The sequence below is a fragment of the Aurantiacibacter sp. MUD61 genome (assembly GCF_027912455.1).
GTDB lineage: Bacteria > Pseudomonadota > Alphaproteobacteria > Sphingomonadales > Sphingomonadaceae > Alteraurantiacibacter.
On record NZ_CP115446.1, the window covers coordinates 2,317,998 to 2,332,181 of the forward strand.

General features: G+C 61.3%; 9 protein-coding genes. 6 read left to right on the plus strand and 3 right to left on the minus strand.

Annotated features, from left to right (window positions below; translation table 11 throughout):
- Positions 1-41 precede the first annotated feature (41 nt).
- Positions 42-857, plus strand: a complete 816-nt coding sequence (locus O2N64_RS11175) for an EAL domain-containing protein (protein WP_271077672.1) — start codon at positions 42-44, stop codon at positions 855-857.
- A gap of 4 nt (positions 858-861) precedes the next feature.
- Here the strand turns inward: O2N64_RS11175 and O2N64_RS11180 are convergent, their stop codons facing one another.
- From O2N64_RS11180 to O2N64_RS11190, 3 genes are all read right to left on the minus strand, one after another.
- Complete coding sequence (locus tag O2N64_RS11180) at positions 862-3,273, minus strand: prolyl oligopeptidase family serine peptidase (protein WP_271077673.1); 2,412 nt, start codon at positions 3,271-3,273, stop codon at positions 862-864.
- A gap of 105 nt (positions 3,274-3,378) precedes the next feature.
- Positions 3,379-6,876: a transcription-repair coupling factor gene (gene mfd / locus O2N64_RS11185; protein WP_271077674.1), complete on the minus strand. Its 3,498-nt coding sequence runs from the start codon at positions 6,874-6,876 to the stop codon at positions 3,379-3,381.
- Positions 6,877-6,941: 65 nt separating this feature from the next.
- Complete coding sequence (locus O2N64_RS11190) at positions 6,942-7,211, minus strand: FAD assembly factor SdhE (protein ID WP_271077675.1); 270 nt, start codon at positions 7,209-7,211, stop codon at positions 6,942-6,944.
- Between the two features lie 120 nt (positions 7,212-7,331).
- On the opposite strand from O2N64_RS11190, the gene recG reads away from it, so the two are divergent.
- From recG to O2N64_RS11215, 5 genes are all read left to right on the plus strand, one after another.
- Positions 7,332-9,401, plus strand: a complete 2,070-nt coding sequence (gene recG, locus O2N64_RS11195; protein ID WP_271077676.1) for an ATP-dependent DNA helicase RecG — start codon at positions 7,332-7,334, stop codon at positions 9,399-9,401.
- Between the two features lie 72 nt (positions 9,402-9,473).
- Positions 9,474-10,172 (plus strand): hypothetical protein, encoded by a 699-nt coding sequence (locus O2N64_RS11200; protein WP_271077677.1) that lies wholly within the window; start codon positions 9,474-9,476, stop codon positions 10,170-10,172.
- Positions 10,173-10,236: 64 nt separating this feature from the next.
- The gene (locus tag O2N64_RS11205; protein WP_271077678.1) at positions 10,237-12,006 is read left to right on the plus strand and encodes a DUF885 domain-containing protein; all 1,770 of its coding nucleotides are present in this window, start codon (positions 10,237-10,239) and stop codon (positions 12,004-12,006) included.
- Positions 12,007-12,268: 262 nt separating this feature from the next.
- On the plus strand, positions 12,269-13,510 hold the full coding sequence (locus O2N64_RS11210; RefSeq protein WP_271077679.1) for a lipoprotein-releasing ABC transporter permease subunit: 1,242 nt from the start codon (positions 12,269-12,271) through the stop codon (positions 13,508-13,510).
- Positions 13,503-14,177 (plus strand): ABC transporter ATP-binding protein, encoded by a 675-nt coding sequence (locus O2N64_RS11215; protein WP_271077680.1) that lies wholly within the window; start codon positions 13,503-13,505, stop codon positions 14,175-14,177. Before O2N64_RS11210 ends, O2N64_RS11215 begins: the two co-directional genes overlap by 8 nt.
- The last annotated feature ends 7 nt before the right edge of the window (positions 14,178-14,184 follow it).

Genomic DNA, 14,184 nt, shown 5'->3' on the forward strand with positions numbered 1-14,184 from the left:
TCATGCAGGACTTAAGGCAATTTCATTGTCACAGGGTTGTCATGTCAATTCCCACACAGGTTCACGATCGCCGGCGTCGCCAGGATCGCCGCCGCAGTGAACCGCATCCGATCACCGAAGACCTTGCCGAGGCACTCACCGGAGACGAGCTGGAATTGTTGTTTCAGCCGCAATTTTCGGCGGAGGATCATGCTGTCGTGGGGGCCGAGGCACTGGTGCGCTGGGAGCATCCCGATCACGGCAAGCTGGCAGGCGATGCGCTGGTAGCGATTGCCCAAAGCGGCGGGATTGCACGGCGACTGTCACGGCATATCACCCGCGCTGCCCTGATCGCGGCGAGTGATTGGCCGCCAGAGCAACGCCTGTCGATCAATGTCACCGCGATGGACCTGTTCGATCGCACTTTTGCCGAAGATTTGCTGGCGATGCTGGCCGAGCTCGACTTTCCGCCCGAGCGCCTGACGCTGGAGATCACCGAACAGGCGCTGGTCGCCGATCTCGACCGGTCAGCCGAGAAGCTGAAATTGCTGTCCGCCCATGGCCTGCGCATCGCACTCGACGATTTCGGCGCGGGGTTCTGCAATTTTCGCTATCTGAAGGTCCTTCCGCTCGATGCGCTCAAGCTCGATCGCTCGATGATCGAAGGCATCGCCAATGACCCGCGTGATCTTGCCGTGCTGCGCGGTATCATCGCTATGGCGCGAGCACTGGACCTGACGGTGATTGCCGAGGGCATAGAGACAGATGCCCAGCGCGGTGTCGCGGTGCAGGAAGGCTGCGCGGTGTGGCAAGGCTTCCTTGGCGGAAAACCCGTTCCCGCCAAGGATTTCGACACAAAGTCAGCCTTTTCCTTCTGACCGATTACTCGGCAGGCGGTTCTGCGTCTGCCACGTGTTCGTCAAACCAGTCGATCATCTCGGCAAGCGTGTGCAGGACGCTTTCCCGCCCGCGATAGCCGTGGCTTTCGTGCGGCAGCATCACCAATCGCGCCGTGCCACCCGTTCCGCGAACGGCGGCGAACATACGCTCTGATTGCTGCGGGAAAGTGCCCGAATTGTTGTCATTGTCGCCGTGGATCAGCAGCATCGGCTCGTTGATTTGGTCGGCGGCCATGAAAGGCGAGAGCATGTAGTATGTCTCCGGCGTTTCCCAGAAAATGCGCCGTTCCGACTGGAAGCCGAAGGGTGTCAACGTCCGGTTGTAGGCGCCAGAGCGGGCGATGCCGGCGCGGAAGATGTCGCTTTGCGCGAGCAGGTGCGCGGTCATGAAGGCGCCATAGGAATGGCCGCCCACACCGACGCGGTAGCCATCGCTAATGCCACGTTCGGTGGCAAAATCCACGGCAGCCTGCGCGGAGGAGACGATCTGCTCGATGAAAGTGTCGTTCACCGTTTCAGGATCGTCTCCAATGACCGGCATCGCGGCATTGTCCAGCACGGCATAGCCCTGTGTCAGGAAGAACAGATGCGAATAGCCGCCGATGCGGGTGAAGCGATACGGGCTGTCGCGGTTTTGCGACGCGGTGGCGGCATTGTTGAATTCGCGCGGATAAGCCCACACGACGAGCGGTAGTTGCTGACCCTCGACGTAATCTGGCGGAAGGTAGAGCGTGGCGGTCAGCTCCGTCCCATCGGCGCGCGTATAGGTTACTAGCTCGCGGCTGATGCCGGTCAGTTCCGGATGCGGATCGGGGAATTCGGTAAGCGCCATCACTTCGCCATCGCTGCGAAGACGGAAATTGCCGGGATTGAGCGGGCTCTGGAAATAGGTGATGAAGCGTTCGCCATCATCATCGAGCACGTCGACGACGCTTTCCAGCTCCTCGCTATCATTGCGCCAAATCTCTTCGGTTTCCAGCGTGGCGAGATCGAAACGGCGCAGGAACGGGCGCAGGCCTTCGGGCGTGGCACCGCTGCCTGACAGCAACAGCACACCGTCATCATTGCGCGCGACGTTGAAACCGGCAGAAGTGCTGGTGGTGACGGGCGAGCCCGGATCGCCGTACGCGTCCTGAATATTGCGCAGGATCAGCTCACGCGGTGCGTTGTCTCCGATGACATCGATTTGCGAAATGCGCAGCTCACGCGTGTCGCGATCGTAATCGTAGGCGAGTACGTCATCGGTATTCTCCATACCGACGAAGCCGGAGAAACGATCTTCGAATTCGGCAATCCGCATCGGCTCACCAGTGAACGGCGCGGCAAGTCCGAACATGGCATCGCGGACGTCGGTCTCGACGCGCGGGTCGCCGCCGTCTTGCGCCTCTGCCCACACAATCAGCGCAGGCTCTGTCGGATGCCAGATGATGCTGCGGCGGCCCGTGGGCACGCCCTGCACAGGCAGATTGTCGGCAAGGGGCTGGCGCGCGATTTCGCTGACCATATTGCCGCTTGCATCGGTAACCACAGATGTCAGCGGGAAGCTGGAATAGGGGACCTGATAGCTGAAAGGCTGCTCTATCCATTCCATCAGCATGTATTCGCCGCTCGGCGACGCGGCAGCATAGGTGTAGAGGCGCGGCTCACCGAGCGTCTCGCTGGTTCCACTGTCGAGATCGAATGCCACGGGCTGGCTGGTGCCGAGCCATGTGAACATAGCCTCATCATGCGGATCTTCGAGCAGATCCTGATAGGTGCGCGTCTGCGCTTCTTCGCCGCCGCTCGCCACCTGGATGGCGGGGCCGCGCGGTGTCAGCGATTCCTCTGGCATCGGGCCGCGATCATCGGGGATTTTCAGGGCCAAAAGGCGGCCGTCAGGCAACCAGCGTGGACCCTGGAAGATCGGGTTGATGCCGCGTTCCATGACCGTGGTCGTCTCGCCGGTAGCGGTGTCGAGAACCATCAGGGCCATGCCATCGGCATAGGTGTTGGTGAAAGCGACATGCCCCCCATCGGGAGACCAGGCCATGTCCGAGATATCGGCATTGGCAGGCAGCGAAATGCTCCGTTCGACCGATCCATCGAGATTGCGCAATGTCATGCCGACATAGGCGCGCGTGCCGTGCCGATCGTTGATGTCGGCATCGAGCCGTAGGCCGGCGAGCTTTTCCATCGGCCGTGCCAGTTCAGCGACAGGCGGCAGGCTCTCACGCTCCAGCAACAGCAGGGTTTCGCCATCGGGAGAGACGGAAACAGCAGGCGAGGGCGGCCGCGTTACGATGTCGGTGATTTCGGCGGGCGGCTCGCGATAGCCTTCGGTCTCCTGCGCGAGCGCGGGAGTGGCGAGCGGGGCAGCCAGTGCAGCGGCGATAGCGGTGGTCAGCAGATAACGCATGGGGTGATTTCTCTCCTTTGGCCGCACACTAAAACGCGCGCGGCCAAGGAAGGCAATAGGGTCATGGAGTTATCGGCAGGGTCATGGAGTTATCGGCAACCGAAGCTAAGCGGCCTCTTTCTTCTTCGCGCGCTTCACGATGCCGGACAGACCCTTGGTCAGCTGGAACAGGCCGTTGAGGCGGCTTTGCGGATCGCCCCATGCGCGGTTGATCTGCAGTTTCATGTCGGGGCGCAGCTTAGCGGAGCCCTCACGGTTGCCGTTCAGGCGCTCGACATAGGCGAGAAGCCCTGCCGGATCGGGGAAGTGATCCTTGTGGAAAGTGACCAGCGTTGCACGCCCACCGACTTCGATCTTGGCGATCTGTGCCGCAATAGCCTGCGCCTTGATTTCGATCAGGCGAATGAGGTTCTTGGTCGGTTGCGGCAGTTCACCGAACCGGTCGATCATTTCAGCGGCAAGGCTTTCGATCTCGGATGATCCCTCTGCCTGGTTGAGGCGGCGATAGAGCGCCATGCGGACCGCGAGGTCGGGCACATAATCCTCAGGGATCATGATCGGCGCATCGACAGTGATCTGCGGGCTGAGACCGGTGGTATCGCCTTCCAGCCCGGCATCGCCTGCCTTGGCCGCCATAATCGCGTCTTCCAGCATCGACTGGTAAAGCTCGAACCCGACTTCGCGGATATGGCCTGACTGCTCGTCACCCAACAAATTGCCTGCCCCGCGAATATCGAGATCGTGGCTCGCGAGCTGGAAGCCCGCGCCAAGACTGTCGAGATCGCCGAGCACTTTCAGGCGCTTCTCAGCCACTTCGCTCAGCTGCGTATCAGCAGGCGTGGTCAAATAGGCATAGGCGCGGATTTTCGATCGACCCACGCGGCCGCGCAGCTGGTAAAGCTGGGCGAGGCCAAAGCGATCCGCACGGTGGATGATCATGGTGTTTGCGGTCGGCAAGTCGAGCCCGGATTCGATGATCGTGGTCGAGAGCAGGACTTCATATTTGCCTTCATAAAAGGCGCTCATCCGCTCTTCGATTTCGCCCGCGCTCATCTGGCCATGCGCGTCTATGAATTTTACTTCGGGCACAAATTCGCGCAGCCATTCGATCACCGGCTGCATGTCCGAAATGCGCGGCACGACGATGAAGCTCTGCCCGCCGCGATGGTGTTCGCGGAGCAGAGCCTCGCGCACCACCATATCGTCCCACTCCATCACGTAAGTGCGCACGGCGAGGCGATCGACTGGCGGGGTCTTGATGGTGGAAAGTTCGCGCAGGCCCGTCATCGCCATCTGCAGCGTGCGGGGGATCGGCGTGGCGGTGAGCGTCAGCACATGCACATCCGCGCGAAGCTGCTTCAGCTTCTCCTTATGGGTCACGCCGAAACGCTGTTCCTCATCCACGATCACCAGCCCCAGATCCTTGAAATTGGTGTTCTTGGAGAGGATTGCGTGGGTGCCGATCACGATATCGATATCGCCCGATGCAAGGCCATCGCGCGTGTCCGACATTTCCTTGCTCGGCACGAGGCGCGAAAGACGACCGATTTTGAGCGGGAAACCGGCGAAGCGGTCGACGAAGTTCTGATAGTGTTGGCGCGCGAGCAGAGTCGTCGGCGCGATCATGGCGACTTGCTGGCCATTCATCGCCGCAACGAAGGCTGCTCGAAGAGCAACTTCGGTCTTGCCGAAACCGACATCGCCGCAGACGAGCCGGTCCATCGGGCGGCCGCTTTCAAGGTCGCGTAGCACATCGGCGATAGCCGCTTCCTGATCCTCGGTCTCCTCATACTGGAAGCGGTCGAGGAACTGGTTGTAGCTTGCCTCCTCTGCCGCGAGCACCGGAGCCTTGCGCAGTGCCCGCCGAGCGGCAACTTCCATCAACTCGCCCGCAATTGCGCGGATGCGTTCCTTAAGCTTGGCGCGGCGTTTCTGCCATGCTTCCCCGCCCAGTTTGTCGAGCGGGACGATCTCTTCGGACGAGCCATAGCGGCTCAGCACTTCCAGATTCTCGACCGGAATGTAGAGCTTGTCGCCGCCCTTATACTCCAGCATCACACAATCGTGCTTGCTCTTGCCGACAGTGATCGGCTCCAGCCCGATATATTTGCCGATGCCGTGATCGACATGGACGACGAGGTCGCCGCGCGCGAGCGCCTGCAACTCGGCGAGAAAAGCGTCGGCGTCTTTCTTCTTCTTGCGACGGCGGACAAGGCGATCACCCAGCAGATCCTGCTCGGTAATCAGCTCCATCTCGTCATTGGCGAAACCGGTATCGAGCGGCAGCACCATCGCAATGGGCTGGCCTTTCGCCGATGCGCCGAGCGCTTCCTGCCAGCTGTCCGCCTTGCCGATCTTGGTGCCAGCTTCCTCGATAATCGAGGTGATACGGCTGAGCGAGCCTTTGGTGTAGGCGGCGAGAAGCGGGCGTTTGCCGGCCTTGCCGATTGTCGCGAAATGCTTTGCCGCCGCTTCGTAGACGTTTGCGCCCTGGGAACGCTCCGGCGTGAAATCGCGCGCCGATTTGAAGCCGAAGTCGATGACCTTGTCGCTCTCGGGCTCGTCGAAAATCGTGGTGCGGTGGATCGGTTTTTCCGCCAGCGCGTCCGAGAATTCGTCCTGAGTCAGATAGAGCAAATCCGGATCAATGGCGCGATAGCTGCCGCGTGACTGGCCTGAAGTCTCGCCACGCTGCTTATGGTAATCGGCAATATCGGACAGGCGCTCCTCCGCCGCCTGCAGGCCGGAGGAATCGATCAAATAGGTCGCATCATCGCCGAGATGATCGAACAGCGTCGCCAGGCGATCTTCGAACAGCGGAAGCCAGTGCTCCATTCCGGCAAGGCGCCGCCCATCGCTGACGGCTTCGTAGAGCGGATCCTGCGTTGCCTCTGCACCAAAGGTCTCGCGGTAGCTCTTGCGGAAGCGCTTGATGCTGTCGTCATCGAGCAATGCCTCGCTCGCGGGCAGCAGCAAGTGGCTGTCGATGACTTCGGTTGTGCGCTGGGTATTCGGATCGAACAGGCGCAGGCTCTCGAGCTCATCACCGAAGAAATCGAGTCTCAGTCCGCCTTCGAGGCCGCTGGGATAGATATCGACGATGGAGCCGCGCATGGCGAATTCGCCGGTGTCCACCACCGTATCAACGCGGGTGTAGCCCTGCTTCCGGAGCAGTTTGGCAAGGTTCTCATGGCCGATTTCGAAGCCCGGCTTGAACTCGCGCACAGCCTCTCGAATGCGGTAGGGGGTGAGCACGCGTTGGAGGAGCGCATTCACTGTGGTGACGACGAGCTGCTGTCCGGGTTTTGCAGTCTGCATCCGGTGCAGCGCGGCAAGTCGCTGCGCGCTGACCGACATGGCCGGGCTCGCGCGATCATAGGGCAGGCAGTCCCACGCCGGGAATTCGATCACCTGCAATTCGGGCGCGAAGAAGTGCGCCGCATCCACCACCGCGCGCATTGCCGCATCATCGGGAGCGATGAAAACGGCGCGGCCTTTCGCGGCCCGGGCGATATCGGCAAGAACAAGCGGCTGCGCACCACGCGCGACCTGGACCAGCGTCAGCGGCTGACTGGCGTTCAATATGCGGGAAAGATCGGGCATAGGTGCATCAACTATCGGCAAGCAAAAAAGCCCCCAGCTCGAACGAGATGGGGGTGAATTGCCGCCTAGATGCGCACGTAATCCATTTTGCGCAAGGCAGTCATTTGGTCGCCCTGCATTTCTTCCGGCGGCTCCTGTGTGCCCATGGTCCAAGCGAGAACGTCGGGGTCTTCATAGGTCAGCAGCTTTTCGAACCACGCGAGCTCTTCCTCGCTCCAACCCTCGTGGAAGGTGTCGAAGAAACAACCAAAGGTGTAATCGGCTTCGCGCGTGCCGCGGTGCCAGGCGCGGAATTTGGCCTTGGCGATGCGGGTTTGGCGATCTGTAGAGGTCATGGTGAGCCTCCTAACAAGCTCGTCATTCCAGCGAAAGCTGGAATCTCTTTCCACAAGAGAGCGCTTTTCCGACAAGATCCCAGCTTCCGCTGGGATGACGGACTGGGTTAGAGTGGCCGAATGCGCCCCGAAATCCTCAATCCCCTGTTTGCCGAGATCGAAACGCTCGATGGCGTCGGGCCGAAGCTGAAAAAGCCATTGGAACGGCTCGGCCTCGCGCGGGTGCGGGACGTGCTTTACCACCTGCCCGAACGCTTCGTTACGCGGCGAGCGGTGAAAGACCTCGATGAGGCTGGGGTGGGTGAGCAGATCGTCGTGCCGCTCACCGTGGTCGAGCATCGCAGTCCGCGCAATCCGGGGCGTGGGCCGTACCGCGTGCTGGCGCAGGATGTGCTTGGCAATATTTGCGCGCTGACCTATTTCGGGCGCGCCTCCTACACGGCGAAGAAACAGCTGCCGGTCGGCGAGACACGCTGGGTGGCGGGGCGGCTCGACCAGTTCGACCAGACTCTGCAGATCGTCCATCCCGACCACGTGGCGGAGAAAAGCGCCGATGCGATGGGCAAGATGGTGGAGCCGATCTATCGCCTTGCCGAAGGGCTGACCCAGCCGCGGATCGGTGGATTTGTCGAGCAGGCAATCGCCAAGGCTCCTGAAATGCCCGAATGGATCGAGCCCAAGACTTTCGAGCGCGAGGGCTGGCCGAACTGGCATGATGCGATTGCGCTGGCGCACAAGGGCGAGAACGGGAAAGCACGCGATCGGCTCGCCTATGATGAGCTGTTCGCCAATGCCCTTGCGCTGATGCTGGTGCGGCAGAGCAACCGTGCGCGGCGCGGGCAGGCGCTGAAGGGTGACGGCTCTCTGCGAGACAGGCTGGAGCTGCCGTTCCCGCTTACGGGAGCCCAGCGCCGCTCGATCGACGAAATCACGGGAGACATGGCGCAGGCCAGCCCAATGCTTCGCCTGCTTCAGGGCGATGTCGGCGCTGGCAAGACTGTAGTGGCACTGGAAGCGATGCTCGCAGCGGTGGAGGCGGGGGCGCAGGCAGCCCTGCTCGCGCCGACCGAATTGCTCGCCCGCCAGCATTTCGAAACCCTGCGTGCGATGGCCAAGCCCACCGGCGTCGAAATCGCGCTGCTGACAGGGCGTGACAAGGGGAGGGCGCGCGAGAGTATCCTGATGGGCCTGCTCGACGGCAGCATCCAGATCGTCGTTGGTACCCATGCGATTTTTCAGGACACGGTGAGCTACAGGAACCTGGGTCTCGTCGTGATTGATGAGCAGCATCGTTTTGGCGTGTCCCAGCGCCTGATGCTGGCGCAGAAGGGCAAGGTGACACCGCATACGTTGGCGATGACGGCAACGCCGATCCCGCGCACGCTGGTGCTCGCCAATCACGGTGAAATGGAAGTCAGCCGCCTCGATGAACTTCCGCCCGGCAGGCAGGCTATCGACACACGCGTTCTGCCGCTCGACAGGATCGACGAGATCGCCGCCGCCGTGGGTCGCCATGTCGAAAGCGGCCAGCAGGCCTATTGGGTGTGCCCGATGGTTCGCGACAGTGAAACCATGACGGACGATATCGCCGCTGCTGAAGCGCGCTACGCTGCATTGAAGGAGCGGTTTGGCGAGGATGTCGTGATGGTCCACGGCCAGCTCGCACCTGAATTGAAAGATGCCGGCATGGCGCGCTTTGCGAGCGGCGATGCGAGAATCCTTGTCGCGACCACGGTGATCGAGGTCGGCGTCGACGTGCCCAACGCCACGCTCATGGTGATCGAGCAGGCTGAGCGCTTCGGCCTTGCCCAGCTGCACCAGCTGCGCGGCCGGGTGGGGCGGGGCAGCGAGAAATCGACCTGCCTGCTCCTGCGCAGCAATGAACTCAGCGAGACCGGCAAGCAGCGCCTCGCCCTGATGCGCGAGAGCCAGGACGGTTTCCATCTCGCCGAGGAAGATCTGAAACTGCGCGGCGGCGGTGAACTGCTCGGCACCAAGCAGTCCGGCGAAGAAGGCTTCCGCATCGCCAGCCTCGAACAGGTGACCAAGTATATCGACATGGCAAACGCCGATGCAAAATTGTTGGTCGAACAGGAAGGCGGGCTTGAAAGCGCACGCGGGCAAGCGGCGAGGCTGGTTCTCTATTTGCTCGAACGCGATTGGGGTGTGCAGACATTGCGGTGCGGATGATGGCCCCAGTTTTGAGCCTTACGCACGCTGTGGTATCAGAACGCTTTCGGGCATTTGCATTGGGGGGAATGCATGAACGATATCAGGCTATTCGCACCGGATCCGATCGATTTTTCTGATCCTTCGCCTTACAGCTTGCTGGAATATCAGGGTCACATCATAATCGGTGTGATCTGGTTTGTCGCAGCGATTGTCGCCTTCTTTGCGCGCAAGGGAAGCACGCTGCACATTCGTGCAGGGCAGATTTGTATTGTCGGCGTATTCATTGTCGCGATAACCGCGATCATTATGCTTGTGGCTGAGTTTGTTCCTCCGCTCGCTCTTAATGCTATCACTTCCAGCTATGCTGTGGCGACTGCCTGGCTCGCGCTGCAACCGGCGAGCGGGCGCGTGCGCGGGGCCGAGTATGCGCTGACGGCGTTTGAAATCGCTGCGGTCGGTATTTTCATCCTGGCCTCCCTTCCAAATGTGCTGTCAGGCGTCGTCCCGATAATCGGCCCGGGGATCGTGCTGCTCGTGCCACTCATCCTGCTGGCTGGAGACATCAATTGGTACCTGAAGCCAGACCAGCGCAAGCGCCTGCGCATTGCGCGGCATCTGGCGCGAATGGTTTGGGCCTTTGTAATCGTGCTTCGCGCGCCGCTGGTGGAATTTGAAACCGCCGGGTTCTACGATCTGCCCGATCCGTTGCTCGTCGCTGGGCCAGTGCTGCTCGGTGTTGTGATGCTGCTTTACTTCCGCAATAAATACCCGGCACGCGCGCCCACCTGATCGCTTGCGTTCACCGCCCACAAGCCTAGTCTCTCGCGAAACCAATTTTTCGGGAGACCCCACAATGACCCGCACATTCCTCGCCACCACTGCAATCGCTTTGGCTGTAGCTATGCCGCAGGCTGCTTTCTCTCAGGATGCGGAGGCGCAATTCGTCCAGCTGCGCGAGGATGTGTGGCAGAATGCCCTCGACCAGTCGCCATGGCTTTCCGAAGGTGTGGGGGACCGGCGCAATGATGGGTCGTTGGGCGACCCCTCTATGGACGGCTACGACAGATCGCTGATGCAGACGCGCGAATTCAACGTGCGATTGCAATCGATCGATGTCGACATGCTGCCGGAAAATCTGCGCATCGATTACGCCCTGCTGGCGCGCAGCTTCAACGATCAGCTCGAAGCGGCCGAGCACGATCACAGCCGCTACATCACTTTCACCAATCGCGGTGGCCCCCAAAGCGCGATCGCGAGCCTGCCGTATTCAAGCCCGCTTTTCACCGCCGCTGATTATGATAGCTATCTGACCCGGTTGGAAAGCTTTCCCGATTACATTCAGGCCTTTATCGATCGGAGCGAAGGCGCAATCGAGCGTGGCCTGACGCAGCCTTGCGAGCCAATGCAAGGGTATGAGAACTCGATCAGCGGCTTCATCACCGACAGCCCTGAGGAATCGGTCTGGTGGCAGGCTTTCGACGAACGTCCGGCCACTATTTCGGAAGAGGACTGGGCAGCTATCGAGGATCGTGGACGAACCGCCATCACCGAAGGCGCTTTCGCCGGTCTCCAGGCCTTCCGCGACTATTATGTGCAGGATTTCGCTCCGGCATGCCGCGCCGATGAGGCACCGGGTATCGGCGGGACGCCTGGCGGTGAGGCATATTACGCCTATCGCGTGCGCAGCTTCACAACTACCGACATGACGCCGCAGCAGGTGCACGATCTTGGTCTCTCAGAAGTCGCGCGCATTCGGGCCGAGATGGAGGCCGTCGCGGCCGAAGGTGGCTTCGACACGCGCGAAGCCTTTATCGAGCATCTGCGCACCGACCCGCAATATTATCCCGAAGATGAAGAGAGCTATCTCGAATATACGCGCGCGCTCGCCAAGGAAATCGACGGGTGGATGCCGCGCCTGTTCGGCCGCCTGCCTCGCCTGCCATATTCGGTTGAGCCGATCCCCGCAGCTGTCGCTCCCGGCAATACCACCGCCTATTACGAGCGCGGATCGATGGCCACCGGGCAACCCGGCATCTATCGCCTGAACCTGACCGAACTCGATCAGCGCCCGCTGTGGGAATTGCCCGCGCTTGGCGTTCACGAGGCGGTGCCGGGGCATCATCATCAGATCGCGCTGCAGCAGGAACTCGACATGCATCCGCTGCGTGCCAACGGCAGCTTCTTCACGGCTTTTGTGGAAGGATGGGGCCTCTATTCCGAACGGCTCGGCATCGAGATGGGCCTTTACGATACGCCAGCCAAGGAAATGGGGCGTCTGAGCTATGAAATGTGGCGCGCGACCCGTCTGGTCGTCGATACCGGTATTCATGCGATGGGCTGGACCCGCGACGAAGCGGTTGCCTACATGCTGGACAATACCGCGCTTTCAGAAGGCAATATCAACGCCGAGGTCAATCGCTACATCACCTGGCCGGGGCAGGCGGTTGCCTACAAGATCGGCGAGCTTAAAATTCGCGAATTGCGAACCCGTGCAGAGGAGGCGCTGGGGGCCGATTTCGACCTGCGCGACTTCCATGACACGGTGCTCGAAAACGGTGCAGTTCCGCTGAACGTGCTGGAAGCGCATGTCGATGCGTGGATTGCGAGGGAACTGGCCGAATAGGCTTTCCTACAAAACTATGGATACAAGATGAGGCGGGGATGATTTCCTCGCCTCGACTTTTTCTGCAGCGCCAGATGTTTAGAGGCCATTCGTGGGCACGGGAGTTTTTGCTCCAGAACACTGTCACACCTGTCACACCCTCGCTGCTTCGGCGCGCGAGAATCGGGGGTGAACGCGCCTTTTGGGCTTGCGATCACGCTTCATCGCAGCGAAAGGAGGGCGCACCTAGTGCAGCCATGAACCAATCCGGAAAACCGCTCTCGTGATCCTCACTCCCTTCGAATGGTCCATCGCCAAACGCTACATGCTGCCCGGGCGCAGCGAAGCCGTGATTGCGCTGGTGGCCGGTATCTCGATCACCGTGGTCGCACTCTCGGTCGCCATGCTCGTGATCGTCATGAGCGTGATGAACGGCTTTCGCGGTGAGCTGATCGACCGCATCACCAATCTGAACGGCCATGCCGTGGTGCAGGCCTACGGCGGCAGGCTGGAGAATTGGGAAGAGGTGCTCGCCGAGATCGAGTCCGCCGAGGGTGTGACGGCCGCGTCTCCGCTGATCGAACAGCCGCTGCTCGCCACCTATAACGGCCGCGCAGAAGCGGTGTTCGTTCGCGGGAATACGGCTGAGGATATCGACCGCTATCAGGACAAGATGGTGGCGGGTGATCTCAGCACTATCACGCCTGGCGAGAAAAATGTCGCCATCGGTGCGGCCTTGCAGCAGAACCTCGGCATTCGCCTGGGGGATACGATCACGATTATCAACCCGCAGGGACGCACGACGCCCTTCGGCACCGTCCCGCGCCAGGTCGGCTACACGGTCACTGCGGTGTTCTCCGTCGGCCTCATCGACTTTGACGAGCGCTTCGTGGTGATGCCGATCCCGACGGCGCAAACGCTCACCATGACGGGTGAATCCATCAGCATGATCGAAGTTCAGGTGGAGGATCCGGAGCGGGTGAACGAGATACTCGAGCCCGTCGCGCGCAAGCTCGATGGCCGGGCTGTCGTCACCAGCTGGCAGAGCATGAACGCATCGCTGTTCGAGGCATTGCAGGTGGAGCGCGTCGCCATGTTCTTCGCCCTTTCCATCATCGTGCTGGTGGCCGCGTTCAACATCCTCTCCTCACTGGTGATGCTGGTGCGCAGCAAGACCCGCGATATCGCCATCGTCCGCACAATGGGAGCAACGCGCCGGAGCCTGATGAAGATCTTCGTCACCACCGGCTCGGTTGTCGGGCTTGTCGGCACGCTGACCGGACTTGCGCTGGGCTTCCTTGTGCTGTTCTTCCGCGGCCCCATTGTCACCGGGCTCAGCACCGCATTCGGCGTCGAGCTGTGGGACCCTCAGGTCCGCTTCCTTACCGAATTGCCATCGCGCACCGATCCGGTGGAAGTGCTGGCGATTGCCGGAATGGCGCTGGGTCTCAGCTTCCTCGCGACGCTGTATCCCGCCTATCGCGCCTCCAATACCGATCCTGTCGAGGTCCTGCGCTATGAGTAGTCCGGTCGTCCGCCTTGCCGGCCTCGCCCGCAGTTTCGAGCAGGGTGATGTCACCATCGAAGTGCTGCGCGGCGTAAACATGGAGATAGCGCCCGGAGAGATCGTGGCGCTGCTCGGTCCGTCGGGGTCGGGCAAGTCCACTCTGCTGCAAGCGGTCGGCCTGCTCGAAGGCGGGTTCGAAGGCACCATCGAAATCGCCGGACAGGACGCGAGCGCGCTCAACTCTGCTGAGCGCACGACTCTGCGCCGCGATCATCTGGGCTTCGTCTACCAGTTCCATCACCTGCTGCCGGATTTCACCGCGATGGAGAATGTGATCCTGCCGCAGCTCCTGCTCAACGTGTCGCGCGCCGATGCGAAGGTGCGGGCGGAGCATCTGCTCGGCGCGCTTGGCCTATCGCATCGCCTCGAACACCGCCCGAGCAAGCTGTCCGGCGGTGAACAGCAACGTGTGGCGGTGGCCCGCGCGCTCGCCAACAAGCCACAACTCGTTCTGGCTGATGAGCCTACCGGCAATCTCGACGAGAAGACCTCGGAGCGGGTGTTGGGCGAGTTCCTCGAGCTGGTGCGCGGGCAGGGCAGCGCGGCGCTTGTCGCAACGCATAACGAACGTCTGGCCGCCCGCATGGACCGCGTGGTACGCCTGCATGAGGGACGGATAGAATAGGGGAATT

Bases quoted from the DNA above. Each gene is read 5' to 3' on its own strand.
- O2N64_RS11175 (WP_271077672.1), top strand. From the start codon at position 42: ATGTCAATTCCCACACAGGTTCACGATCGCCGGCGTCGCCAGGATCGC.
- O2N64_RS11180 (WP_271077673.1), bottom strand. From the start codon at position 3,273: ATGCGTTATCTGCTGACCACCGCTATCGCCGCTGCACTGGCTGCCCCG.
- mfd (WP_271077674.1), bottom strand. From the start codon at position 6,876: ATGCCCGATCTTTCCCGCATATTGAACGCCAGTCAGCCGCTGACGCTG.
- O2N64_RS11190 (WP_271077675.1), bottom strand. From the start codon at position 7,211: ATGACCTCTACAGATCGCCAAACCCGCATCGCCAAGGCCAAATTCCGC.
- recG (WP_271077676.1), top strand. From the start codon at position 7,332: ATGCGCCCCGAAATCCTCAATCCCCTGTTTGCCGAGATCGAAACGCTC.
- O2N64_RS11200 (WP_271077677.1), top strand. From the start codon at position 9,474: ATGAACGATATCAGGCTATTCGCACCGGATCCGATCGATTTTTCTGAT.
- O2N64_RS11205 (WP_271077678.1), top strand. From the start codon at position 10,237: ATGACCCGCACATTCCTCGCCACCACTGCAATCGCTTTGGCTGTAGCT.
- O2N64_RS11215 (WP_271077680.1), top strand. From the start codon at position 13,503: ATGAGTAGTCCGGTCGTCCGCCTTGCCGGCCTCGCCCGCAGTTTCGAG.